This window comes from Siccirubricoccus deserti (assembly GCF_014283215.1).
In the GTDB taxonomy this organism is placed as follows: Bacteria; Pseudomonadota; Alphaproteobacteria; order Acetobacterales; family Acetobacteraceae; genus Siccirubricoccus; species Siccirubricoccus deserti.
Window position 1 is genome coordinate 238,825 of record NZ_JACOMF010000003.1, and the last position, 24,158, is coordinate 262,982.

24 protein-coding genes and 1 pseudogene are annotated in these 24,158 nt (G+C 71.0%); 5 read left to right on the top strand and 20 right to left on the bottom strand.

Features of this window, described 5'->3' with window-relative positions; genetic code table 11:
* Positions 1-7 precede the first annotated feature (7 nt).
* Together H7965_RS04335 and H7965_RS04340 are read right to left on the bottom strand one after the other, a co-directional pair.
* On the bottom strand, positions 8-472 hold the full coding sequence (locus H7965_RS04335) for a cell wall hydrolase (protein WP_186769309.1): 465 nt from the start codon (positions 470-472) through the stop codon (positions 8-10).
* Positions 469-807: a hypothetical protein gene (locus H7965_RS04340; protein ID WP_186769310.1), complete on the bottom strand. Its 339-nt coding sequence runs from the start codon at positions 805-807 to the stop codon at positions 469-471. The genes H7965_RS04335 and H7965_RS04340 overlap by 4 nt, the downstream gene beginning before the upstream one ends.
* A gap of 104 nt (positions 808-911) precedes the next feature.
* Between H7965_RS04340 and H7965_RS04345 the strand changes: the two genes are divergently transcribed.
* Positions 912-1,142 (top strand): hypothetical protein, encoded by a 231-nt coding sequence (locus H7965_RS04345; protein WP_186769311.1) that lies wholly within the window; start codon positions 912-914, stop codon positions 1,140-1,142.
* 5 nt (positions 1,143-1,147) lie between these two features.
* Here the strand turns inward: H7965_RS04345 and terL are convergent, their stop codons facing one another.
* The 12 genes from terL to H7965_RS04405 form a co-directional block, all read right to left on the bottom strand.
* Entirely contained in the window at positions 1,148-2,596 is a 1,449-nt protein-coding gene (gene terL, locus H7965_RS04350; RefSeq protein ID WP_186769312.1) for a phage terminase large subunit, read from the bottom strand.
* Complete coding sequence (locus H7965_RS04355) at positions 2,580-2,900, bottom strand: hypothetical protein (RefSeq protein ID WP_186769313.1); 321 nt, start codon at positions 2,898-2,900, stop codon at positions 2,580-2,582. The genes terL and H7965_RS04355 overlap by 17 nt, the downstream gene beginning before the upstream one ends.
* The gene (locus H7965_RS04360) at positions 2,897-5,179 is read right to left on the bottom strand and encodes a glycosyl hydrolase family 28-related protein (protein WP_186769314.1); all 2,283 of its coding nucleotides are present in this window, start codon (positions 5,177-5,179) and stop codon (positions 2,897-2,899) included. The genes H7965_RS04355 and H7965_RS04360 overlap by 4 nt, the downstream gene beginning before the upstream one ends.
* A gap of 82 nt (positions 5,180-5,261) precedes the next feature.
* Positions 5,262-5,702 carry a hypothetical protein gene (locus H7965_RS04365; protein ID WP_186769315.1) on the bottom strand — a complete coding sequence of 147 codons (441 nt, stop codon included), beginning with the start codon at positions 5,700-5,702 and terminating at the stop codon, positions 5,262-5,264.
* Positions 5,702-7,582 carry a hypothetical protein gene (locus H7965_RS04370; RefSeq protein ID WP_186769316.1) on the bottom strand — a complete coding sequence of 627 codons (1,881 nt, stop codon included), beginning with the start codon at positions 7,580-7,582 and terminating at the stop codon, positions 5,702-5,704. Before H7965_RS04370 ends, H7965_RS04365 begins: the two co-directional genes overlap by 1 nt.
* Before the next feature lie 2 nt (positions 7,583-7,584).
* The gene (locus tag H7965_RS04375) at positions 7,585-8,154 is read right to left on the bottom strand and encodes a hypothetical protein (RefSeq protein WP_186769317.1); all 570 of its coding nucleotides are present in this window, start codon (positions 8,152-8,154) and stop codon (positions 7,585-7,587) included.
* Between the two features lie 120 nt (positions 8,155-8,274).
* A complete protein-coding gene (locus H7965_RS04380; protein WP_186769318.1) occupies positions 8,275-9,108 on the bottom strand; it encodes a phage capsid protein in 834 nt (277 codons plus the stop codon).
* 291 nt (positions 9,109-9,399) lie between these two features.
* A complete protein-coding gene (locus tag H7965_RS04385; RefSeq protein WP_186769319.1) occupies positions 9,400-10,143 on the bottom strand; it encodes a capsid assembly protein in 744 nt (247 codons plus the stop codon).
* A gap of 6 nt (positions 10,144-10,149) precedes the next feature.
* Complete coding sequence (locus H7965_RS04390; protein ID WP_186769320.1) at positions 10,150-11,589, bottom strand: portal protein; 1,440 nt, start codon at positions 11,587-11,589, stop codon at positions 10,150-10,152.
* Positions 11,590-11,594: 5 nt separating this feature from the next.
* Positions 11,595-11,822 (bottom strand): hypothetical protein, encoded by a 228-nt coding sequence (locus H7965_RS04395; protein ID WP_186769321.1) that lies wholly within the window; start codon positions 11,820-11,822, stop codon positions 11,595-11,597.
* 175 nt (positions 11,823-11,997) lie between these two features.
* On the bottom strand, positions 11,998-12,462 hold the full coding sequence (locus tag H7965_RS04400; protein ID WP_186769322.1) for a hypothetical protein: 465 nt from the start codon (positions 12,460-12,462) through the stop codon (positions 11,998-12,000).
* Positions 12,459-12,890 carry a hypothetical protein gene (locus H7965_RS04405; RefSeq protein ID WP_186769323.1) on the bottom strand — a complete coding sequence of 144 codons (432 nt, stop codon included), beginning with the start codon at positions 12,888-12,890 and terminating at the stop codon, positions 12,459-12,461. The genes H7965_RS04400 and H7965_RS04405 overlap by 4 nt, the downstream gene beginning before the upstream one ends.
* 186 nt (positions 12,891-13,076) lie before the next feature.
* On the opposite strand from H7965_RS04405, the gene H7965_RS04410 reads away from it, so the two are divergent.
* The gene (locus tag H7965_RS04410; protein ID WP_186769324.1) at positions 13,077-13,724 is read left to right on the top strand and encodes a S24 family peptidase; all 648 of its coding nucleotides are present in this window, start codon (positions 13,077-13,079) and stop codon (positions 13,722-13,724) included.
* A gap of 117 nt (positions 13,725-13,841) precedes the next feature.
* Here H7965_RS04410 and H7965_RS04415 read toward each other — a convergent pair whose 3' ends face one another.
* The 5 genes from H7965_RS04415 to H7965_RS04435 all read right to left on the bottom strand — a co-directional run bounded on the left by H7965_RS04415 (position 13,842) and on the right by H7965_RS04435 (position 20,342).
* Positions 13,842-14,210 (bottom strand): response regulator, encoded by a 369-nt coding sequence (locus H7965_RS04415; protein ID WP_186769325.1) that lies wholly within the window; start codon positions 14,208-14,210, stop codon positions 13,842-13,844.
* Positions 14,207-15,691 (bottom strand): ATPase domain-containing protein, encoded by a 1,485-nt coding sequence (locus tag H7965_RS04420; protein WP_186769326.1) that lies wholly within the window; start codon positions 15,689-15,691, stop codon positions 14,207-14,209. Before H7965_RS04420 ends, H7965_RS04415 begins: the two co-directional genes overlap by 4 nt.
* Positions 15,688-16,482, bottom strand: coding sequence for a sensor histidine kinase (locus H7965_RS04425; RefSeq protein WP_186769327.1), 795 nt, complete (start codon positions 16,480-16,482; stop codon positions 15,688-15,690). Before H7965_RS04425 ends, H7965_RS04420 begins: the two co-directional genes overlap by 4 nt.
* A 279-nt stretch (positions 16,483-16,761) precedes the next feature.
* Positions 16,762-18,774, bottom strand: a complete 2,013-nt coding sequence (locus tag H7965_RS04430) for a phosphatidylglycerol lysyltransferase domain-containing protein (RefSeq protein WP_186769328.1) — start codon at positions 18,772-18,774, stop codon at positions 16,762-16,764.
* Complete coding sequence (locus H7965_RS04435) at positions 18,771-20,342, bottom strand: lysine--tRNA ligase (RefSeq protein WP_186769329.1); 1,572 nt, start codon at positions 20,340-20,342, stop codon at positions 18,771-18,773. The genes H7965_RS04430 and H7965_RS04435 overlap by 4 nt, the downstream gene beginning before the upstream one ends.
* Before the next feature lie 173 nt (positions 20,343-20,515).
* Between H7965_RS04435 and cuyA the strand changes: the two genes are divergently transcribed.
* The 3 genes and pseudogenes from cuyA to H7965_RS04450 all read left to right on the top strand — a co-directional run bounded on the left by cuyA (position 20,516) and on the right by H7965_RS04450 (position 23,285).
* Positions 20,516-21,529 (top strand): D-cysteate sulfo-lyase, encoded by a 1,014-nt coding sequence (cuyA, locus tag H7965_RS04440; protein WP_186769330.1) that lies wholly within the window; start codon positions 20,516-20,518, stop codon positions 21,527-21,529.
* 453 nt (positions 21,530-21,982) lie between these two features.
* A pseudogene (locus H7965_RS31895) lies at positions 21,983-22,405 on the top strand (glycosyltransferase); the annotation flags it as partial.
* A 229-nt stretch (positions 22,406-22,634) separates the two neighbouring features.
* Positions 22,635-23,285, top strand: a complete 651-nt coding sequence (locus tag H7965_RS04450; RefSeq protein WP_186769331.1) for an FkbM family methyltransferase — start codon at positions 22,635-22,637, stop codon at positions 23,283-23,285.
* Here the strand turns inward: H7965_RS04450 and H7965_RS04455 are convergent, their stop codons facing one another.
* The gene (locus tag H7965_RS04455) at positions 23,286-24,134 is read right to left on the bottom strand and encodes a cell envelope integrity EipB family protein (protein WP_229682440.1); all 849 of its coding nucleotides are present in this window, start codon (positions 24,132-24,134) and stop codon (positions 23,286-23,288) included.
* Positions 24,135-24,158: the final 24 nt, after the last annotated feature.

Sequence of the window (24,158 nt, forward strand, 5' to 3'; positions counted from 1 at the left end):
CGCGGGCTCAGCCCACCGGCAGACGGTAGAACACCAGCCCGCCGATCTCGGCCGTCGGCACCAGGCCGAGCGCCCAGCCGGGCAGCTCATCCGCCGCATGCCAGTGGGTCGCGCCGCCGGTCGGGTCGGGCAGCGCCCCGGCCGCCGCCCGGGCGGCGATGCGGCGGCAGGCCTCCAGCATCGTGTCGGTCCCCTCGGTGGAGGCCTGCATCGCCAGCAGAAGCGCCCGGCGCCGCGGGTTGCGCGGCATCCAGCAGCCGAACAGGAAGGGCACCCGGCAGACCAGGCCGAGCAGCGCCGCCAGGCCTAGCCCCGGCCTTGCGCCAGGCGCAAAGCGCAGCCCCGTGGCGGCATCCATCGCCGCAAGCCGCGCCCGGTTGACCGCCAGTGCCGCCACCGCCTCGATCGCCCGCACCGGGCGCCCGCCGGCTTCCGCGCGCAGGGTCAGCGCGAGGATCTCCGCGCCGGTCACGGCGCGTCCCCATCGGCATGGGTCCGGTCGCGCACCCGCAAGGGGGGCGCGCCGAGCCGCTTCACCTCCTCGATCTTCTCCTCGATGCGCAGCAGCTGCTGCGACAGGCGGCGATCCACGTCGCGAATCAGGGAGAGCGGCACGTAGCTGCGCGCCACCTCCAGCTTGAACTCGGCCAGTTCGTCGCGGGCGCGGCCGACCACCTCATTCTCACGCTGGTCGCTGCGGTCGATGCGCTCCTGCATGTCGCGCCGCAGGCCATGGAGCATGTAGAACAGCGCGGCGACGATGGGAGCTTCCACCGCGCTGATCCACCAGGTCGCTTCAATCTGCATGGGGCTCCTCGCTGCCTCCTTGAAGGGGTAGGTGCACCGGCCCACCCTCCTGGCCGCGCGCCAGACGTGCCGGGCGTGAATCAGGCGAAGCAGGACGGGGGACGATGTCCGTGGATGGATGGAATGAGCCCTATCTCGAGACCTGCTGCCGGGCCGCGCTGCACCGGCTGATGCTGGTCGGCGCGGTGGGACGGCCGGAGGGGCTCAAGGACGGACCCTGCCTGCTCCGGCTGCAGGGCATGGGGCTGGCGGCGCAGCGCCCCGACGGCCGCTTTCTGGCGACCGCCGAGGGCACCGCCCGCCATGCCAGCGAGATCCTGCGGCGCACCGGCTGAGCCGATCAGCCCACCCCGCGCCAGGACGGCCCGCGCGCGGTCGGGACCGCCACGGGCAGCCGTACCGGCTCGGCCAGCAGGCAGCCGGCCAGCGCGTCCAGCGCATCGTCGCGGCTGCCCGGCGCATCGGGCCGCCAGCCGGCCATCTCCGCCGGGAAGGGCGTGCGGAAGACCGCCTCGTGCGCATGCAGCCGGCGGGCCGCCAGCGCCGGTTCCAGCGCCGAGAGAATGCGCTCGGCCTTGCCCCGGCGGCTGGCGTGCTCGATGACGCTGCAGGACGCCCCGGCCCGCGCCAGCTCCCGCCGCAGCAGCGCCGGCAGGAAGCGGCCAAGGCCGTTGGTCTCGACCCGCACCACCGGCAGCAGCAGCTCCCGCGCCAGTGCCGCCACGCTGCGGCATTGCTGGGTCGCGGGATCCACCTGGCCGTCCGGTTCATGGGTCAGCCAGGCGATGCGGTGCAGGTAGTGGTTGCCCTCGCCATCCGCATAGGTGGCGGCGAGCACCGAGCCATCCCCGCCGGCACCCTTGCCGGGCGGCCGGCCGAAGGCCGGGTCCCAGAAGCCGCCGCCCGAGACCAGCCGCCGGCCGAGCAGCGAAAGCTGCGCCCTGCCGCTGGCCTCGCGGAACGCCGGCTCCTCGGCGTAGCGGATGATCAGCGCCGGATCGAGCCGCAGCGCTTCCTCCGCCACCGCCTGCAGCAGCATCTGCCGGGCGAAGCGCAGCGGGCCGACGCGGCTGCGCAGCGCCTCGATCATCGCGCCGTCGAAGCGCTCCGGCCAGGCGCTGTTGCCGCCGGCATCCAGCAGCGGCACGGTCAGGCGGTGGTAGCCGCCGAGGAAGGCCTCGCCGCGCGACGGGTGGAGGTAGAGCGTCTCGGTGCAATGCGGCGTGCCGACGAACAGGATGGTGCCGCCCGGCACCAGCACGAATTCGATCTCGGCCAGCCTTGCCCGCAGCTCCTCCCGCTTGCCGGGCGTGTCGCAGTTGCCGGCGACCTCGACATCGTCGCAGATGATGATGTCGGCGCGGGTGCCGGTGATGTTGCCGCCGAGCCCCTGCGCCAGCATCGACGGGTCGCGCAGCACGGCGTCGCGGGCGACGGTGAAGCGGTCCATCGCCCAGGCTTCGGCGGCATCCGGCAGAAGCTGCTGGCACAGCGGATGCCGTTCCAGGATGCGGCGGACCTGGGCGACCATCTTGGTGGCCAGGGCCTGGTCGGCCGCCAGCACCAGAATCCGGGTATCCGGCGCCCGCAGCAGCCGCCAGGCGCAGAACAGCCCGACCAGGGTCGATTTGCCGCAGCCGCGGAAGGCCATCAGCAGCAGCCGCCGGTCGCCGCCGTCCCAGCGCGCCTGAAGCCAGCGGGCGATGCGGCGGTGCGGGGCTGGCGTGCCCTGGTTCTGCTGGGTGTTCCAGATCCAGACGAATTCGATGAGGTCAGGGTGAAGGTCCATCGCCCTCCGTGGCCTCCTTTGCTTCGATCGGCGATGCCGCGGGGATGACCCGGCGGGTGTCGAGCAGCAGCGCCTGGCCGTTTCGGCCGGTGTCCTCCTCCGGTTTCTCGCCAGTCAGCTTGAGCAGCTGTTCGAGATGCGCGAGCGCGGATCTGGCGGCGGCGTGGCGTGCGCCGAATTCCTTCGCCTCCTCCGGCGCGGCCGTCGCATCGGCCTGGCGCAGGAAGCCCCGGTATTCCGCCAGCACCTGACCGACCGCCGCGGCGAGCCCGTGGGCGACCGCGGAGCCTCGCCGGCGCTTCAAGACTTCACCACCCTTGCCCGGACGATGCCGGGGTTCAGGTCGATGGGCTGGGTGCTGCGGTTCCAGGCGGTGACGGAGACGATATCCGCCGCGGCGACCTGCGCCAGGAACACCATGCCGGAGGTGGCGAGGCTGAAGCTCGCCGCGGCGAAATCCCCGGGCCTCGCGCCGACCAGCGGCACATTGACCTGGGCCGAGGCGCCGGCCGCGACCGAGGGCGCATCCCAGGCCACTTCGGCGCTCAGCTCCCGCCGGCCGAAGGGCAGGTCGGGCAGGCCCCAGAGCGCGGCCGGCGCATGCGCCGGATCGCAGGCGAGGCGCAGCGCACGCACTTCATAGTCGGTGCCGATGCGGGCGACGCCGATGATGGCATAGGCCACCGCATCGGCCAGCCGCACCACCTGCAGCCGGGTCAGGTCGGCATCCTTCAGATCGGCCGAGCCCTGCCACCAGCGCGGCGCCGCCGACCATTGCATCGACATGCCGGAGGCCCGCACCAGCTCGCCGCCCGCATTGGTCAGCAGGTTCATCGACGCGTCGAAGCATTGGACGACGAGGCGCGGGTCGTCGGCGTCGACCGCCAGCGCGAATTCCTTGCAGACCCGGGCATCCACGACGAAGCCGATGCCGCGGCCGCCGGTGAGCAGCAGGCCACGGTCGGTCAAGGTGTAATCCTCAAGCGCCGGGAAGGCGAAATGCGCCAGATGCGTCGGCGTGCCGGAGACATTGGTGGACAGGCAGGCCAGCCGGTCGAAGCCGATTTCGGTCTTGCTCCAATGGAAGGCGGCGGCGCGCAGGTTGGGCACCGCGACGATCTCGCGGGTCGCTGCGCGATGGCCGGCGGCCTGGTGCAGCGCCCGCACCACCGAGCCGACGCGGGTCGCCGTGCCGGTGTAGTCGATGCCGACGGCATAGCCCTGGCTTGCCCAGGCCACCTCATAGACATGGTCCTGCGCTGCGCCGGTATGCCGGGCAACGTAGTCCGAGCATCCTTCCATGCGCATCGCACTGACGATGATCGAGCGGCTGCTGACCTCGCTCAGGAAGGGAATGCCGCTGATCGGCCGGTTGCGGGCCTGGAGCTCGAAGGCCGGGCCGTAGAAGACATGCCGGTTGTGCGCGACATAGGCGCCGGGCGCGGCGGAGAGGCGGATGCCGTAGCGATCCTTGTCGGTGTTCACCGTGCTGCCTGCGGCGAAATGACCGCCATGATAGCGGACCGAGGTGTTCCAGCCGGTGGCGGTGGCGGTGTGGATGTCGAGGCCGATGGCGTTGTTGACGATGCGGCCGAGGATGACGGTCGAATCCTCGAAGCCACGGCCATCGCCCAGCGTCCGCAGCCCGATGGTGAAGCCTTCCACCTGCCGCAGCTCGACCAGCGAGGAATCCTGGTTGCGGATGACGATGCCGATGTCGGACTCGTCCAGCCAGTCGGAGAGGGTGGCGCGCAACACCCGAAGGCCCTGGTACAGCTTCACCGCATTGCGGGTGGTGCCGCCGTCGCCAAGGGTCAGCGCCGCGACGCCGCCGGCGCCGGCGTAGAGGATGGCGCCGCGCATCGTCAGCCCGGCCGCGGCGCCCGGCAGCACCAGCGGCAGGGTGGTGCGGAAGCTGCCCTCGCCGATCTCGAGGTGCTTGCCGCTGGCGGCGGCGGCGTTCATCGCCGTCTGCAAGGCCGTGGTGTCGTCCGTCACGCCGTCGCCGGTGGCACCGAAGTCCCGCGCCGAGAGACGTTCCGCCATCTTGTCCTCGACCGTGCGCGGCACCGCGCCGGGAAAGGGCAGGCTGATCGTGCCCTCGCCGCGATCAAAGACGGTGATGTCGCCGATACTGTCGAAGCCCAGCAGCTTGTTGGTGCGGGCGCCGCGCAGCGGCAGGGTGGTCGAGCCGCCGAGCTCCGAGGGGTCGAGACGCAGCGCGCTGCCGATCTCCTCCTTCACCTCCTGCAGCGCGGCGACCTGGTAGTCCAGCTCGTCGTTCAAGGTGCGAGCGCGGAGGATGCCGTTTTCCTGGAAGTCGGTGGTGCGGGCGACCACCAGGTTGCGGCGCAGCGTCACCCGGATGCCGCTGGCCGGCGGCTGCAGGAATTCGACGCTGCCGCCGCTGCTCTGGCCGGCGCCGGAGACAAGATAGCCGGAGGCCTGGAGCAGCCCGTCCAGCCGGACCTCAAGGTCGGTCTCGGTGAAGATCGGGAAGGGATAGGTGAAGCTGATCTGGACGCCGTCGGCCAGGTACTGCACGCGCGGCGCGACGTCGCCGATCCTGATGTGCTCGTCCATGAGGGGCTCCGATGCGTGTCGCGCAGCAGCGCGCGGTGAAATCGCGCGACGGTGCGCGGTGAATTCATGCGGCGGCGCGCGGTCAATCCAGCAGGCTGCGGGCGGCGAGGCCGAAGGTGCGGCCGCTTTGCAGCAGGGTGGTGACGGTGCCGTCGGGGCTCAGCAGGCTGCTGCGGCCCTGCGCCAGCCGGGCCCGGTAGGCCGCATCATCGGCGCCCTGGGCCGCTGCGGCATCCTGGCGCAGGCCCGAGGTGACCGCGGCGCCTGAACCATCGTCCGGTTGCAACCCGCCGGCGGCGAGGCGGGCGCGGGTGGCGGCCAGGGTGCGCGCCAGGGCCTGCTGCCGCTGCCGCATCTGCTCCTCCTGCTGCACCCGCAGCGCGTCCTGCCGCGCCGCCTCCTGCGCCTGGCTGACCTGCGCCTGGGCGCGGCTTGCGGAGTGCTGCGCCTGGACCTGGCGGACGGTGCCGTAGACGGAGGCGCCCGTCCCGACCAGGGTGGCGAGCGAGGCGAGTGCGGCCATCAGTCGGTGATCCTCGTCTCAGTGGTGACGGAAAGCAGGGTCATGGGCAGCGGCGTATCGTCCGCGATGCGCCAGAGCGGCTTCATCGCATCGCGCTGCCAGCCGATGGCGCGCAGCCGGACATCGCCGGTGAAGCGCTGCGGCGCCGCGTCGAGCAGCGGCGTGCCGAGCCGGCGGAAGGCGACCGGCGCGCTGCCGCGGCCGAGGTCGACCGACAGCGCCGCCGTCTCCAGCAGCCGGAAGGTGACCGAGACGAGCCGCAGCGGCGCGGCGCGGGTGCCGACGGCCGAGGCGAGATCCGGCGGCAGCGGCTCGATCACATGACGGAAGCCGAGGCCGGCCTGCAGGGTCAGCGCCGGCGGGTCGAGCGCCACGGCGCCGCCGGCGACGATCGCACCCGCGCGGGGCGCGCCATCGGCCACGAGGCCGATGCTGCGGCCATCCAGATGGTCGAGGCCGGACCAAAGCGCCCGCGGCGTGGTGGCGCTGCCGGTCAGTGCGGCATCCAGCGCCACCGCGTCGTCGAAGCGCTCCAGCCGCGGCGTGCCGCCGCGTTCCACCACAGCCCAGACCGCACCCTCGATCTCGGCGAGAGCGCGGAAGGCGCCATCGGTTTCCTGTCGCGTCCAGGCGGTGACCTGCTCGGCGCGGTAGAGCGTCAGCGTCGCCAGCGCGCCATCGGCCATGGCGACATGCAGCAGCCGCCTTGTCTGGTCGTAGCAGAGCGCTACCGGGTCGCGGACCAGGTGCTGCGCCGCCAGCGCCAGGTCATTCGCCTGGTAGAGCTGCTGCAGATCGGTGTAGGCGAATTCGAAGACGCCCCTGCCGCTGCGCGAGACGAAGATGGTCGCGCCATCGACATCCACCGGCGGCAGCATGCGCGCGACCGGCGAGCCGACCCTTGTCTGGCGATTCAGCTGGATGCTGGCCGGGGTCAGCGGCGCGCCGCTCACCATCCACTCCGCGCCGGAGGTGAAGACCTGCAGATGCAGGCCGGAGAAGACGGCGCGGATCGCATTCACCTGGTCGGAGACCAGGCCAAATGCGATTCCCTGGTCGTCCAGGCCGGTGCCGGTATCGAAGTTGAACAGGTCGCCTGATTGCGACAGCCACAGCCGGTTCGGCAGATCGCGTGAGCCGCCGATGACCAGCCGGTCCTGGTGGAAGCAGAGGCAGACCGGCCAGCCGCGCACCGGGGAGAAGGCGGCCTCGTCCCAATCCGCCGTCGCGGCGGTCCCCGCCAGCGCTTCTTCCACCGTCGCACTCGCCTGGGTGGCGGAGGCGACGGCGGTGAGGCGCAGCCGCTTGCCGCCGATGCGGAAGCGGGTGCCGACATGGCCGGGCTGGAATGCGGCGGTCGAGGCTGTCAGGCCGATGCTCCCGGCGGTGGCGGAGGGCGTCAGCGTGACGGCGCCATCGGCGAAACGGTGGAAGGGCTCGTAGAAGAAGGCCCAGGGCGCGATGCTCCAACTCGTGTGGCTGGTGCGGGTGATCCGCTGCGGCACCATTTCCGGATGGCAGATCAGCAGCGTGTCGGCGCTCTGGGTGAAGGCGAGCTGCGGCAGCATCGCCGCCGTCCAGGCGCCAGCGACCTGCGCCACCTGCGCATCGCCGACGAAGACCTGCAGCTGCCCCGCGGTCAGCACCAGCAGGTAGGTCTGCTCGGTGTTGAATTCGAAGGCGATCAGCCGTGCGGCGCCGGGCAGCAGGGCGACATGGCGCAGCCCGGGGCGGCGGGTGACGCCGCCGGTCGGCTGGATGAAGACGTTGCGCAGCATCCGGGCGCCATTGGCCCAGGCCCGCAGATCCGGGCGGCCGAGCAGCTCCGGCGCCACCTCGCCGGCAGTGAAGCTGGTCTTGAGGGTGCGGGACTGGGCCATGCTCAGCCTCTCGCGCTCAGCAGCGGGAAATCCTCGATTGCCCGCGGGGTGGCCTGCTGGCTGTCGGCCAGACGCGCGGCGCGCAGGTCGTTCTCGGCCTGGGCGAACAGCAGCTGGGTGCGGGACGTGTTCTCGGTCAGCGGGATGCAGAACTCGGCGGCGAGGCGCGTCGCCAGCGCCGCTGCGAAGAACGGCGGAAAGGCGCTCTCGGCCGGACGGAAGATGTAGGAGAGCGTGACCTGCGCCGCGCTGCAGTGCAGCCGGTCCTCAAGGATGCGGTAGACCAGGCCGCGCCCGGCGCCCGGGCTGCCGGCCGACAGGGCGCGGAGGAAATCCGCCGGCAGCTGGAAGGCGTGGTCGAAATCCGCCGCCGGTCGGGCCGAGAGGCGCGGCAGGCTGGCCTGCGCCGTGGCGAAGCTCCAGGGATGCAGCGAGAGCAGCGCGTCGCGCATCGCCGGATAGAGGTTGGCCGCGACCTCGGCCTCGGCGGTGCCTTCGTCGAGCGAGGCAATCGGCTGGGCGCCGATCTTCAGCAACGCGCGCGAGCAGAGCGCGAGGGCGGAGAGGGCCATGGGGGGCTCCGGACTGGGAAGGGAAACAGGCGCACCCCCACCCGGCGGGCGGGGGTGCCGGCGCACGCGCGGCGGCGGCGCGCGTCAGTGCGGCGCCGGGCCTTTGCGCGTATCCGTGGACTATTCCTTCGCGCGCATCCGCACGACGCCGGCGTTGTCCACCAGCACGGCGCCCTGGCTCATCATGGTGTTGACGAAATGCGCGGCACGGTCGCCGTGCCAGGTCACGTCGGTGGTGATCTCCGCCGCCGCGGCATGGCCGATGGCCGTCCTGTGATAGAAGTAGCAGTAGCGCAGCGCGCCGTTCCTGGTCAGGCCGCTGTGCGGGATCCAGAGCGCGCCGAGCCAGCGCTTCGCCTGGGTGCCCTTCCACGGCAGCTCGTCGTTGCCGATGTACTGGGCATTGGCGAATTCCTGGATGGCCAGCAGCTCGCTCCACTGCTTCCAGCCGACCACCGCGAAGCGGTTGCCGTCATCCGGCACATCGGCGTCGCCGAGCGCCTGGAAGGCCAGCAGCACCTTGGCGCGGGTCAGCCCGTCGTTGTCGGTCTCGCCGCTGTTGGTGCCGGTCGCCTCATTCGTCGCGCTGTCGAGGGCGGCGATGATCAGCTCGTCGGTCTTGCGGCCGAGCGCGTAGGCTCCGGCATTCGCCGCCACCGCACGCTCGTCGATGTTGGTCTTCAGCTCGTCCATGCGGTCGACCCAGTCGCCGGCGTAGTAGTCCTGCAGCAGGCACTCGACAGTGGTGTGGTCGATGTTCATCACCGGCACCACGCCGTTGCGCGCCTTGGCCGCCGCGGTGCCCTTGCCGACCTTCTGGAAGACGGTGGAGGCGCCGCGCACCTCGGTCTTGCTGCGCACCGTCGGGCGCAGCTTGCTGCCCTGGCGCTGGTAGGCCTCCTGCACTTCGGCTTCGTACTGCTTGATGAAAGCCTGGTCGATGGAAGCGGACATGCGTCCTTCCTTTCAGGATCGGGTTGCAGGCGGCGCGCCGTCGCGGTTGGCCGCGGTGCGCGGACCGCGACGGCGACGCGGGGCCACGGCCCCATCCGGGGTTGGTCGTGGCCGCAAGGGGTGGGGGCGGGCGATGCGGCATCGGCCGGAAGGCCGGGCACCAGCCCGCCCCCCGGGCGCCACGCGGCAGGGCCGCGGGCGCCCATGCGGCGGGGCGAGCGCGTGCGGGGGGGACCACGCGCTCAAGCCCCGCCGGGTCGTCGCAACCGGCCGCCGGGCGGCCGGTTGGCTTCAGCTTCCGGCCAGGCGGCGGAAGCCTTCGGTGACGCGGCGGATGAACTCCGGCTCGCGGGTCCGCCAGTAGCGCGGGTCGCGCATCATCGCCCGCAGCTCGCCCTCGGTCTCGGCGGATTGCGGCACCGCATCGCGGGCCAGGCCCGGCTCACCCTTCCGCATCATCTGCTCAAGCGCGAGCACGCCCTCGGCGGTGCTGGAGAGCGCGGCATAGACCGGCTCCGGCAGCTTCGCCCGGCCCCAGGCGGCAAGCTGCGCCGCGATCTGGCGGAACCGCTCCTCGCCGCCGAAATGCTCGGCCAGCTTCTCGCGCTGGCGGTCGGCTTCGTACTGCGCCGCGGCCTCGGCGATCAGCGGCAGCAGCCGCTCGGCGGCGAGGTCGTAGACCAGCTGCGCCTGGTCATTGCTGAAATGCGCCGCATGCAGCCGGCTGTTCACCGCCGGATCGGCGCAGCACAGTTCATGCGGCGCGGTAAGGCTGTAGCCCTCCGGCGCCTCCGGAATGCCCATGGCCTGGCGGAAGCGCAGCAGCTCCTCCGGCGCCGCATCGGCAGCGGGCGGGGCGGCGCGCTGCGACAGGCGCCGCTCCAGCTCGCGGTAGGATTTCAGCAGCGCATCGGTGCGCAGCGTGCCGGTCTCGGCGTCCCAGAATTTCTCCGGCACCTCGGCGGGGCGCTGGAAGGGCCTGTGGCCTTCTGGCGACAGCGAAGGGGCCGGCGGCTGCAGCAGATCCTCGGGCATGCGGGGTCACTCCCGGTTGGGCAGGGGTTGGGCGGTCGGGCTGGGCACCAGCACCTCGGCGGGGGCGCCGAGCGTGCGGGCGAGCCATCGCGTCGCCGCGACGGAATCCACCTGGGCGGCGGCCGCGCCGCCAAGCTGGCCGACCGCCTGCAGGAACAGCAGCGTGTTGGCGGCATCGGCGCGGCCCTGGACGCGGGCAAGCGGGCTTTCGTAGCGCAGCGTGATCTCCCGCCCATCGGCGACCAGCAGCGGCGGCAGCTCGCCGCGCCGGCGCAGGATGGCGAGGCAGCGGGTGACCAGCGGCGTCAGCAGCTCCGCCTGCAGCCGGCCATAGGCGGCGCCGAGCAGCCGCGCGGTCTGGGCGCTGCGTTCCAGCACCTCGGTCGCGGTCATCCGCGCATCCTGCGGCGTGCCCAGCCGGTCGGCGAGCAGCGCGCCGCGGATGCGCCCCCGGAGGTCCTGCAGCACCAGCTGCGAGACATCGAAATTGCCGGGCGCGGCGAGCGGGGTGAGGCCGGCGCTGCCCGGCGCCTTCGGGATGATCGCGCCCGGCACCAGCTTGATGGTGGCGGGGTTCAGCACGCCGTCATCCTCGGCCTGCCAGATGCCGGTGGCGGCGATGGAGGCGTTCTTCAGGATCAGCTCGACGACCTTGTTCGCCGTGCGGATGTCGGGCAGCGCCTTCATCACCGGGCCGCGGCCGTAGAGCTCGCCCGGCACCTTCAGCCAGCGGAAGGCGATGCAGGGGCTCTCGGCGAAGCGGCCCTCGGTGAGGGTCAGCGGGCGGGAGGAATCGGTGGTGAGCAGCGCGACATAGCGCGTGCCGCCACGATCGGGTGTCACCACCTCCAGCACCGGATGGGTCGCCGGGTCATCCGCCGCGGCAGCGCGCAGCAGGTCGGCTGGCAGCTCCGCCGCGGGGAAGCGGCGGCGCAGTGCCGCGGCGGTCAGCCGGGCCTGGCGATAGACGGTGGAAAGCCGGCCATCCGGTCCTTCCTCCAGCACCGCCGTCCGCAGCGGCACGGCGGTGAAGCGGAAGGCGGAGGCCTCGCCGAGCGGCGCCTCCTCGACCATCAGCAGCCCGGTTCCGGCGACCACCAGGTCGAGGAAGGCCTGGTGCATCTCGACGGCGAAATTGGAGCGGTCGAAATGCCCCTGCAGCGTCTCCGCCGCATCCTCCAGCGCCAGCGCTGCCTGATGGCCGCGGGGCGTGTCCTGGAACGGGCGGCTCGGTGTCAGGCCGAACCAGCGCGACCAGGGCGGCGTCAGCTCGGCGAGGAGCGAGGCGGCCAGCTGTTCCGCGGCATCGGCAGCGGTGGCGTCGAACAGCGCCGCCCCGCCGACCGGCGGCAGCACATGATCGTAGCACGCCTGCCAGACAGGCTCGATCGGCCGGCGGCGGTCGAGCGCGCGGCCATGGCCGGCGAGGATGGCTTCGGCATCCATGCGCGTCACTCCCCGAGCAGCGATTTGCGGCTGGCGGCGCGGAGGGCCGGCAGCGGGTCCAGGACACCGCGCGGCGAGGTGGCGATGGTGCCCGCGAGGCCGCGGCTCGCCCGGGCACGCGCTTCGGTCCGCGCCTGGCTCGCCTCCTGCTCCGGCGTCGAGGTTGCGGCGGTCGTGGTGGTCGGTGCCGGTTGGACGATCATCGGCTTCGGGGCGCGGAACAGGCCACCCATGCGCATCCTCTCCTGTCTGCGGTGCACGCCCGATCCGGGCCTGAAAAGGCTGCGGCCCCGGCGCCTCCAAGGGGGGAGGGACCGGGGCCGCAGAAGTCGCAGGGGATCGGGAGGAAGGCCGACGGGCGCAAATCGCCCGTTGGCAGAGGTGATTTATCCTAGGTTCCCGGATAGATCAAGATTTTTTTCTTATAAAGCCGAGATTATTGCTGCTGTGACCTCTCGGACGGGCACGCAGGCCGCGATACAGGCCGAAAGGTGTCAGCGCGAAAGGGGCCGCGGCCCCCAGCACGGCGCGGCAGAGTGCCACGCAACTCATCGGCAGCAGTGGCGGCAGCGCCGACCAGCGCGGCTCTCCCGGCAGGAACGGCCCGAGCACGGTGAAGCCGGCCCGGGCATAGAATTCCGGCAGGTCGGACTCCGGCGGCAGATCGAGTCGCGCCACCACCAGCCGGCCGGAGAGCGGGTCCAGCACGGTCCAGCCGGCGGCATCCGCCAGCGCGGCGAAGCAGTGACGGAAGCCTGGGCGCAGCAGGCGCAGCCAGAGCAGATCCGCCTGGCCGCCGAATACGACATAGGCGCGCTGCTCCGCCTCGGCCGCGGCGCGGCGATGGGCAGGCCTCCGGAAGGGGACGGTCACGCCCCGCCCCCAGGGAAGGCGATAACCTCGGCCGGCTGATGGGCCGGCAGCACGCCGGCGACAATGCCCTTGACCCGTAGCGACCAGTCGAGCCGGGTCATCGCCTCCCGCCACAGTCGCCAATCACCCTTCTCGCCGAGGTGGCGCGGGTCGGGCGTGGTTTGCCGTTCGCCCCAGATCCGCAGGATGCGGGCATGCTGCAGGTCGATCCGCCGCTGGCGGTACAGCCGGTCCAGGCATTTGATGACATCGTCCGGCTCGCAGGGGCGCTGGACCAGGCCAGCGCCCGAGACGATGCGGGCCCCGTCGCGCCGGGCGATGAGCGCCGCCATGGTCCAGAACCAGGCTTCGTCAACAGTCTGGAATGGCTGCATCTTGCTACTGGTGTTGCGGACGGGGGCGTGTCCGGGGCGGGCGGCGGTGGTCATCGGGGGCTGTCCTTCGCGCCAGGTGTGGAACATTTCGAGAACGTAAACCACAGGTTGTTTTCGGCGCAAGAGGCAGCGAGGAATATTCGCCTATTGCTTGGCGACTCCGAACCTAGGATGTTATGCCCATGAAGCGACCCCCCAGATCTAGTGCATGCCAAGCCATCCCGAGCCCAGGAGCGGGCCGTGACCCATGACGACATCTGGCGCGCGCTGGACGCGCTTGCCGCCGAGCATGGGCTCTCCGCCTCCGGCCTGGCGCGCAAGGCCGGGCTTGACGCCACCGCCTTCAACCCGTCGAAGCGCGTCGGTGCCGATGGCCGGTCGCGCTGGCCCTCCACCGAGAGCCTCGCCAAGGTGTTGAGCGCCACCGGCACCGGCATGGCCGAATTCGCCGCCCTGGTCACCGGCATGCCGGCGCTCTCGCGCTCCGGCCGGCAGCCTTCGGCCCGCCGCATCCCGCTGATCGGCCTGGCGCAGGCCGGCGGCGAGGGCTATTTCGACGATGGCGGCTATCCGGTGGGCGGCGGCTGGGATGAGATCTCCATCCCCGAAATCGGCGATCCCAACGCCTATGCGCTGGAGATCTCCGGCGAGAGCATGGAGCCGGTGTTCCGCGACGGCGACATTGTCATCGTCTCACCCGCCGCACCGCTCCGCCGCGGTGACCGCGTGGTGGTGCGGACCCAGATGGGCGAGGTGATGGCCAAGGAACTGAAGCGCCAATCCGCCCGCCGCATCGACCTGCGCAGCCTGAACCCGGCGCATCCGGACTACGCCTTCGACCTGTCCGAGATCACCTGGATGCACCGGATCGTCTGGGCGACCCAATAATGTCAGCGGCCTGCCGAAGGACCGCTCTCGACTCGAAGCAACCCCCAGAACCATGGGCCGAAGGCAGGACAGGCATTGATCGGTCGCCCCTGGAGCACTGATTAGCCCCGGGCTGGCCTATTTCGTCTCCCCAAGTACCCGCGCGATAGCGCCCAGGACCTCCTCGGCGGTGTAGGGCTTGCGCAGGATGGCGGCGGCGCCATTGGCGCGGGCACGGATGGTCGTCTCGGGCAAGGAGCTCAGGACGATCGCGGGTATCCCCGCCAGATCGGGGTCGGCGGCCATGGCCTGGAGCATCTCCGCCCCGCTCATGACCGGCATCATCATGTCGGTCAGGACGAGATCCGGGCACGGTGCCTCGGCCAACCGCTCCAGACCCTGCCGCCCATTGGCCGCGGTCACGACCCCATAGCCCGCATCTTCCAGCACCGCCTCCAGCGCCATCGCGATCAGCGGCTCGTCTTCCACGACAAGGATGGTGATCATTGGTCCTCCGTCGTCACGGAGGTTTGGTCCATGGTGGGGCGGTCCCGCGCGAAGCCGCTCAGCAACTCCTCGGCACCGTCGAAAGTCCCGGCGAGCGAGAGGCCGCGGCCGCCTTCGATGACGAATTCGCGCAGGCGTGGGTCAAAGCTGTTGCCGCGGACCTTCACCACCGACAGCAGCCGCCGCGCCCGCGCGTGGCGCTCGACGTAGCGCAGTGCGATCAGGTTCTCCACCATGGAGGAGATCCCCGTTATGGGCACCTCGATGCCTGGGCCGACCACGTCCCGCGTCTCCATGGTGTAGAGCGTGGTAACACCACGCGCCCGCAACTCGTTCACCAGCAGGGCGAAGAAGCGGGCCAGGCGATCGGGCTCGACCGATGCCTCCATGAAGCCGCCGAGCCCGTCGAGGAAGAGTCGCTTCACGTCGCGCCGCCCCACCGCGTCCAGCAGCCGGTGCGCCAGGGCGTCCTGGAGGTCCTCGCCCTGCGGCTGCCAGACGATCTCGACCTCGCCACGGTCGACGGCGCCCGCGAGATTGAGGCCGATGCTGGCCGCTTGCTGCAGCAGGCGGGGCGGCGTCTCATAAAAGCCGAAGAACAGCCCCGGCTCGATCGCGCTCGACCTGCAGAGATAGTGGAGGCCGAGCGTCGTCTTGCCGATGCCTGACGGGCCGAGCATGCCGGTGACCGTCCCCTCCGGCAGGCCGCCGCCGAGCATCGCGTCCACGCCCTCGACGCCGATCGACAGCTTGCCTGACCGGGCCTCGTCGGGTCGCGTGGTGGTGCGGAACGCCGCCTCCACGCGCGGGTAGACCACCAGGCCCTGTTCCGTGATGCGGAAGGGATGGCGGCCGGGCAGGTAGTCACTGCCGCGAAGCTTGTTGACGAAGAGCCCGCGCTCGGTACGTGAGCCGAAGCGGACATCGGTCAGCTCGACGATGCCGTCCACCATCGTGTGCTCGGGCGGAACGGCTTGGCCCTTGGCGGTGGTGAGCAGGAACACCGTGCAGCCGTGCAGCCCGGCCTGGACCTGGAGTTCCTGGATGAAGGTCTTGAACTCGGTGTCCGACGCCGCCTGATCCTCCGCCGCCACCAGCCCGTCCAGGATGAGAACGCTTGCCTTGTGTGTCGCGACCTCGCGTCGGAGAAGTGTCACCAGCCCCGGCAGCCCGTCGGCCTCGAGCGCACCGAAGCCGCTGATGTAGGCGATCTGGTCCGGCAGGCGATCGGCGTCGAAGAAGCGCATGGTGCCGAGGTGCAGGAGCATCCGGGTGTGGGTCTCGGACAGGAGCGTGACGTAGAGCGCCCGCCCGCCCGCAGCGGCGTGGTGATAGCAGATCTGGTTGCCGAGCGTGGTCTTGCCCGACCCAGGCGTGCCCTGGAGGATGTGGATGCCGCCTCGCGGGAAGCCGCCACGGAGGACGGTGTCCAGCCCGGGGACACCGCTTGCCACCCGCTCGATGGCGTTCACTTCGGTCATGTGCCGCTTGTCTCCTGCTGCTCGGCGCTGCCCTGGGGCAGCGAGACCGTGAAGGTCGTCCCCTCGCCAGGCGCACTCTCGACGGCGATGCCGCCGCCCATGGCCGTGACGAGTTGGTTCGCCAGCCACAGGCCAATGCCGAACCCACCATGCTCGCGCCGCGTTACGGCACGCTCGAACCGCCCGAAGATGCGGGCGCGATCCGCCTCGGAGATGCCAATTCCACGGTCGCGCACGGCCAGCAGGGCAGTACGGCCGTCGGAGGTCAGGGCAATGCTCACGGGCTTGCCCGCACCGAATTTGATGGCATTCGAGAGCAGGTTCTCGGTCACCTCTTCCAACGAGAGCCGGTCCCAGATGCCCATAACGCCCTCTTGCAGATCCGCCTCCAGCGGACTCCGTGCCATCCGCGCTGCGATGCCCGCGCGGTCGACCACGCGGCGGACAACGCCGGTGAGGTCGACGTCGGCGAGTTCAAGACGAACATTCCCCGCCGCGATGCGCGAGACATCGAGGAGCGCGGTCGAGCGCCGCACGAACTCCCGCACCGCGAGTTCCAAATTCTCCAGCCGCGGCGCGAGCAGCTCCGGGCGGCATCGGCGTGGGTCCCGCGCCGCCGCGAGCAGGCCGCCGACCTGCATCAGGATGGGCGTCATCGGGTTGCGCAGCTCGTGCGCAGCGATGGCGACGAACTCGTCGCGTGCCTGGACCGCCTCGCGCAGCTCCTTGATGAGGCGGTCCTTGTCCACGTCGTCACACGGTCCGTCCCGGCTGCTACCGGCTTCGGTCATTCCAACTCCAAGCTATCAACCGGTCGAGGGGCGTGGGTTGAGTCGCCATAATCCCGCTCCAGGCGACTACCTGACCGGTCCCAAACTGCACCCACACGGGCATTGGTGCGAGTGCGAAGTTTGCGTATCGATGGGTTATCCAGGCCGGTAAACCGTCTGTGAGCGTTGCTTCGGCAATCTTGGCCGGGCAGAAACCCTGGGCTTGCTCGAACGCCGGATAGAATTGGATGTCTGGTTTCCGCCCTGAGCGATCATGCGGCAGGGCGGTTGGTGCAAGGCTTACGCTGCGAGATTGTTCCCGGCCGCCTCGGCTTCGCGTTGCAGGGCCGGCGGCAGCAGCGGCAGCAGCTTCTCCAGGTCGCGTTCCGCCCGCAACGCCAGGTAGGTCGGCGGCGCCCCGCCCAGCGGCACCGCGGTCAGCCCGATATCGCCATAGACCCGCAGCAGCCCGTCGCCCACGCGCCAGAAGGCCGGGTCGACCCCCGCCCGGTCGCACAGGTCGCGGAAGCGCCAGATGGCGGAGATCGTATCCTCCCGCTCCCCGGCCGGATCGCCCAGCGCCAGCCAGATGCCGTCGCGCTTGAGGAAGGCGAAGCCGGCCCGATCCGCCTCGCCGAACACCGCGCCATCGGCCTCCGCCGGGGCCAGGGCGCCGAGCCGGGCCAGCCGGGCCCGCGTCTCGGCATTCCAGGGCGCCGTCGCGAAGCGGGCCGGGCGCAGCAGCCGCACCATGCCGGCCAGCAGCAGCACGCCGGTCAGCCCAACGGTGAAGCGAAGCGAATCCGGTGCCAGCGGCGATAGCACCACGGCCCACCAGCTCTCATCGGAGACCCTTCCGCCATAGGCGACCAGCGCCAGGGTGATGCCGCAGGCGGCGACCGCCAGCAGCGGCACCAGCGCCTCGGCCGAGAGCGGTTCCCGCACCAGCCGGCTGCTGCGGTAGAAGGCGCCGCGCAGGCTGGCGACCAGCGCCGCCAGCAGCAGGAAGGCACCCCAGAGCCACCAGGCCTCTCCGCGCATCCAGGCGATGCCGGCACCGTTCAGCAGCAGGAACAGGGTGAGGCTCCAGGCGATGGTCAGCCGCCGCAGCAGCCCATAGGCCATCACCAGCAGCAGCGAGCCGACCACCGAGGCGGCGAAATGCGAGGCAAGCGCGGCGAGATGTCCGGCCCATGCCTCGATGATGGTGTCGCGAGTCGGCAGCGCGCCGAGGAAGATCAGCAGCGCCCCGGCAAGTGTGACGAGGGAGGCGATGGCCGGCACCTCCAGCGCCTGGGTGCCACGGCCGACGGCGGTGATCCGATGCAGCGCCGCGCGGCGCTGGCCGATCTCGAAGCCGACGAAGAGCGAGCCGGCGATGAACAGCGGCACGATGTAGTAGTACAGCCGGAACACCAGCAGCGCGCCGATCACCTCGGCCGCCGGAAGGTAGGGCTGCAACCCGAGCAGGATGGCGCCATCGAAGACGCCGATGCCGCCCGGCACATGCGCCAGGATGCCGGCGGCATAGGCCGCCAGGTAGATGCCGACGAAGCGGATGAAGGTGAGCCCCTCGGCAGCCGGCAGCAGGGTGTAGAAGATCGCCGCCGTCACCGCGACGTCGACCGTCGCCAGCATCGTCTGGGCCAGCGCCATGCGCGGGCTCGGCAGGGCGATCTCATGGCGGAAGATGCGCACATGCCGGACGAAGCGGCTGAGCACCACATAGGCCAGCACCGTGCCCCACAGCGGCACCGCCAGGGCCTGCAGCGCCCAATGCGGCAGGTGGGTGCCGAACCAGGGCACCACCTCCGGCTCCACCACCAGCACCAGCCCGCCGAGCGCCATGCCGCCGAGGCCGAAGGTCAGGCTGGTGAAGCCGACCACCTTGGCGATCTCGAGCGGCGTCAGCCCCCAGGCGGAATACAGCCGGTAACGCACCGCGGCGCCGGAGACCGCGGCGAACCCGAGGTTGTGCGCCAGCGAATAGCCGCAGAAGGACGCCAGCAGCGACTTCGTCCAGGACACCGGCCGGCCGGCGTAGATCGAGCCGAGCTTGTCGTAGATCGCCAGCACCAGATAGGCGAGCACGGTGAAGCCGCCGGCGACCCAGAGCGCCGCCGGGGTGATCGCCGCCATGGCGGTGCGGATGTCGGCGACCGAAAGGCTGCTGAACTCGCGCTGCACGACATAGAGCGCGCCGATCAGCAGCACCACGCCGAACACCGCCGGCCCGTGCCGCCTCAGAGCGGCGAAGCGCTTGTTCGGACCTTCGCCCCCCGCCGTGGTGCTTCGGTCGCCGGATGCAGTCACGCGGCCGATGCCTCGCGCGCCAGGGCGGCCTCAATCAGCCCGATGGTGCCGGGGATGCCGTAGAGCGCCACGAAGCCGCCGAAGCGCGGGCCTTCCTGCTGGCCGAGGAGCACCTGATAGAGGCACGAAAACCAGTCGCGCAGGTTGGCGAAGGCGTGCCGCTTGCCGACCTCGTAGAGCAGCGCCTGGATGGTCTCGGCGTCGGCATCCGCCGGCAGGCTGCGCAGCCCTTGCAGCAGATCCTCCAGCGCTGCGTGCTCCAGCGCGCTCGGCGCGCGGTGGCGCTTCTCCGGGGCAACGAAGTCCTGGTAGTAGGCGACCGCATGCTCCGCCAGCCGGGCCAGCATCGGGTGGCTCTCGGCGGTCACGCCCGGGGCGTAGCGGCCGATGAAGCCCCAGAGGATCTCCGGCCCATCGGCATTCACCACGCTGGCGAGGTTGAGCAGCATGGCGAAGGAGATCGGCGAGCCGGGGTCGTTGCTGCTGCCGTTGTGGATATGGAAGGCCGGGTTGGTCAGATCCGGCTGCGCTTTCAGCTTCTCCAGATTGGCGAGGTAGTCGTCCACCGCGCGCGGGATCACGTCGAAGAACAGCCGCTTCGCCCGCTGCGGCGTGCTGTACATGAATTGCGACAGGCTTTCCGCCGGGGCGTAGCGCAGCCATTCCTCGATGGTCAGGCCGTTACCCTTGGACTTGCTGATCTTCTGACCCTTGTCGTCCAGGAACAGCTCATAGGTGAAGCCGACCGGCGGGGTGCCGCCGAGGATCTGGCAGATCTGCCCGGACAGCCGCACCGAATCGATCAGGTCCTTGCCCGACATCTCGTAGTCGACGCCGAGCGCGTACCAGCGTAGCGCCCAATCCGCCTTCCACTGCGCCTTGCAATGGCCGCCGGTGATGCGGGTGCCGTGCCGCCTGCCGGTGTCGGGATCGATCCAGACCAGCAGATCCTCCGCGGGCCGCACCTCCTCCATCGGCACCTGCATCACCACCCCGGTTTCCGGGTGGATCGGCAGGAAGGGCGAATAGGTGGCACGGCGGTCCGGCCCGAGGGTCGGCAGGATCACCCCGCGCACCTGCTCATGCCGCTCCGCCATGCGCAGCAGCGCCGCATCGAACCGCCCGCCGCGGTAGTAGTCGGTGGAGGAGGCGAAGGCGTAGTCGAAGCCGAAGGTGTCGAGGAAGGCCTGCAACCGCGCGTTGTTGTGCGCGCCGAAGCTCGGGTGGGTGCCGAAGGGGTCGGGGATGGCGGTCAGCGGCCGGCCCAGATGCTCGGCGAGCATGGCCTTGTTCGGCACGTTGTCCGGCACCTTGCGCAATCCGTCCATGTCATCGCTGAAGGCGATGAGGCGGGAGGGCAGACCGGTCAGCCGCTCGAAGGCGCGGCGTACCCAGGTGGTGCGGGCCACCTCGCCGAAGGTGCCGATATGCGGCAGGCCGGAGGGGCCGTAGCCGGTCTGGAACAATGCCCCTTCAGGTTTCGGCGCCGCGGCGAGCCGATCGGCGAGTTTGGCGGCTTCCTCGAAGGGCCAAGCCTTGACACTGCGGAGGGATGGATCGGCGTTCATGAGGGCGAGGCATGGCAGGGGGCGGCGGCGTGGTCAACGCGGCTGCAACGCGGCCAAGTCGGCGATTCTCGCCTGCTGGTGCAACCCGGTCTAGCTTCCACCTTCGGGAGAGTGACCGCGGTCTTCGGCTGGTGCCGCCAGCGTTCACGTTCCAACGCCAGGAGACACCCCACATGAACCTTGCCCGCTTCCCCCGCATCCGCCTCGGCCATCTGCCGACCCCGCTCGAGCCCATGGAGGCGCTCAGCCGCCACCTCGGCGGGCCAAAGCTCTGGATCAAGCGGGATGACTGCACCGGCCTGTCCACCGGAGGCAACAAGACCCGGAAGCTGGAGTTCCTGATGGCCGAGGCGCTGGGCCTGAAGGCAGACATCGTCATCACCCAGGGCGCCACCCAGTCCAACCACGCCCGGCAGACCGCCGCAGCGGCGGCCAAGCTGGGCCTCGAATGCCTGATCCTGCTGGAGGACCGCACCGGCTACGCCGATCCGGCCTATCGGATGTCGGGCAACGTCCTGATGGACAAGCTGCACGGCGCCCAGGTGTCCCGCCGCCCCGGCGGCGCCGATATGCAGGCGGAGATGGAGGCGGTGGCGGCCAATCTCACCGCCCGTGGCCGCCGGCCCTATGTCATTCCGGGCGGCGGTTCCAACCCCGTCGGCGCGCTCGGCTACGTGAATGCGGCGCTGGAACTGGTGGCCCAGGCGGCGGAGATCGGGCTGCGCATCGACCATCTGGTGCATGCCACCGGCAGCGCCGGCACCCAGGCTGGGCTGGTGGCCGGGCTGGTGGCGCTGAACAGCGGCATCCCCGTGCTCGGCATCGGCGTCCGCGCCCCGAAGCCGCGGCAGGAGGCCAATGTGCTGGCGCTCGCGGAACGCACCGCCGCCCATCTCGGCCTGCCCGGGCTGATCCGGCCGGAGCATGTGGTCGCCAACTGCGACTACGTCGGCCAGGGCTATGGCATCCCGACCCAGGGCATGGTGGAGGCGGTGCGGCTGGTGGCGGAGAAGGAGGGCATCCTGCTGGACCCGGTTTATTCCGGAAAGGGCATGGCCGGGCTCATCGACCTGATCGGCCAGGGCCGCTTCGGCAAGGAGGAGAACATCGTCTTCCTCCACACCGGCGGCCAAGCCGGGCTGTTCGGCTACCCGGAGGCCTTCGGCCTGCCGCCCGAGCTGGGCTGAGCGCAGGGGGGGGTTAACCCGGTCTTCACCCGCCCCATCGCAGCCTGCCGCCGCCGGCGGATGGGGCGGGACATGACCATGCAGGATGCATCGGGGGCAGGGGTGTCGGGTGGGCGGCTGCCGCGCCTTGCCATCCTCGAATTGCGTGGGCTGGAGCATTTCCTGCCCGATCTCGTCCGCGGCCTCGCCGCCTCCGGCGCGGTCGAGCCGCGCCGCTTCACCATCACCGGCCCGGATGATCTGGCCGCGGCGCTGGCCTGGACCGACCAGCCGGCGCGCGACACGCTCTGGTTCGAATTCTGCTGGCCGCCCTTCCCGGCGCTGATCGCCCGCGCCGATTTCGGCGGCCGGCGCGTGATGCTGCGCCTCCACCGGATCGAGGCCTATGGCAGCAATCACGCCGCCGGCGCGCCCTGGGCAAAGATCGACGACGCCATCGTGGTCGGTCAGGACATGGCGGAGCGGCTGCTGCGGGCAGTGCCCGGGCTGCCTGCGACGACCCGGCTGCATGTGCTGCACAATGGCATCGACCTTGGCCGCCACCCGCCGGCCGCGGCGCCTGACCCGTTCCGCATCGGCTGGTGCGGCTGGCTCTCGCTGCACAAGAATCCCAATCTGGCGCTGGAAATCCTTCACCGGCTGCTGGCGGAGGATGCGCGCTACACCTTGCACCTCGCCACCAAGGGCGGCGACCCGGTGGCGGTGGACAGCTTCGCCCATCTCGCCCGCCGCATGGGCCTCGACCAGGCGATTCATGTCATTGAGGGCATCCCGGGCCACGCCATGCCGGCATGGCATGCGCGGAACGGCGTGCTGCTCTCGACCAGCGTCTATGAAAGCTTCGGCTACGCCATTGCCGAGGCCGCGGCGATGGGCTGCGACCTGGCGGTGCTGGACAACACCGCGGCGGGCGAGTTCTGGCCGGAGGCGGTGCGCTTCGCCACGGTGGAGCAGGCGGTGCAGCTGATTCGCGCCGCCCGGCCGTACCGCTGGCGATCCCTGGTCGAGGTCCGGTTCAGCCTGGAGCGCCAGGTGGCGCAGGTGCTCGCGCTGCTGCGCGACCGCGCCGATGGCCGGCGCGGCGAGACGCTGGTGCCGATCGCCCATGGCGCCTGGCGCCTGGCGCGGCCGGCTGCCGCTGCGCGACCCGTCCGATCACATCCAGGCGGCGGTACTCGCCACCGGTGGCTTCTACGAGGCCGGAATGCTGGAGGATCTGCGCCGCCGCCTGCCGCCGGGGGGGCTGTTCGTCGATGTCGGCGCCAATATCGGCAACCACAGCCTGTTCGCCGCCGGCGTCTGCGGCGCCAGGGTCCTGGCCTTCGAGCCGGCACCGGAACTCGCGGACCATTGTGCGGCCACCCTGGCGGCGAATGGCCTCGCCGCCTCGCTCGACCTGCGCCGCCAGGGGGCGGGGGCTGCGCCTGGCTTCGCTACCCTGCGGTCCGGCCCGGCGGGCAATGCCGGCATGACCGCCCTGGTACCCGCCGCCGCTGGGGCGGTGGAGGTGGTGCGCCTCGACGATGTGCTGCGAGAGGCGCCGGCGGCGGTGAAGATCGATGTCGAAGGAATGGAATACGCGGTGCTGGAAGGCGCCCGCGGCCTGCTGCAACGCTACCACCCGCCGCTCTACGTCGAGGCGGCGACGGAAGCCTCGCTCGCCGCCATCACCGCCCTGCTGCGCCCGTTCGGCTACCAGCCGGAGGCGCGGTTCAACGCGACCCCGACTTGGCTGTTCCTGCCGGAAGCCGCTTGATCAGCAGGGGTTGGGCAGCAGCGCCAGCTCCTGCAGCTGGCCGTTGACGCTGAATTCGCCGAATTCCATCGTCAGCTCGTCGGCCACGCCGTTCTCGAAATAGCGCAGCCCGACCTCGTAATCCGGCGCGCTGGCGCCGCCGCCGCTATCGGCCGGGTTGCGGTCGAAGAAGGCCACCCGCATCCGCGCGCTGCCAAGCTGCGCCAGGGCCGGGAACCGGCCGGCGGCCTGGACGCTCCCTTGGGTCCCTCCCTGGGGCGGCTGCCAGGCGGAGATCACCGTGGTGGTGTCCTGCGCGCCATCCGGGCTGGTGCCGTCGAACAGCGGCACCACCAGCATGCGGGAGCCGGCACGCGCCGCGGCCAGGCTGCGGATGGTGTGCAGCATCGGCAGCAGCGTGCCGCGCGGCAAGCTCTCCTGCTTCGCCGCGGGCTCGGTGTAGGTAACGGTCCCGCCCTCGGCGTCCAGCTTCGCCTCGCCGGCAACGCGCTGGGAAACGGCGCCCTGGCTGGTCTGGGTCAGGCTGAAGCGGATGCTCCGGCCGTCCTTGGTCTCATAGGTCGAGTAGTCGGAAGTGGTCTCGATCTCCTGCCCGTCGCGGTCGGTCAGCCGAAGCTGGAAGCGCTGGCGGGTGGCCCAGCCGTCGCAGGCATCCACCACCTCGTACAGCATCGCCCCCTCGGCGCGGGCGATGTCGGCATTGTCCCGCACCCGGTCGAGGCTCAGCCGGTAGGCGGCGCGATGGCCGACCATCGCCTCCACCCCCGGATCCGCGGCATGGGACGACGGAGCGGAGAGCAGGGCGGCGCCGGCGATCAGGCCGGCGATGAGGCGACGGCGCAGCGGCATCGCAGAGGGTCCTCGAAGGATGTC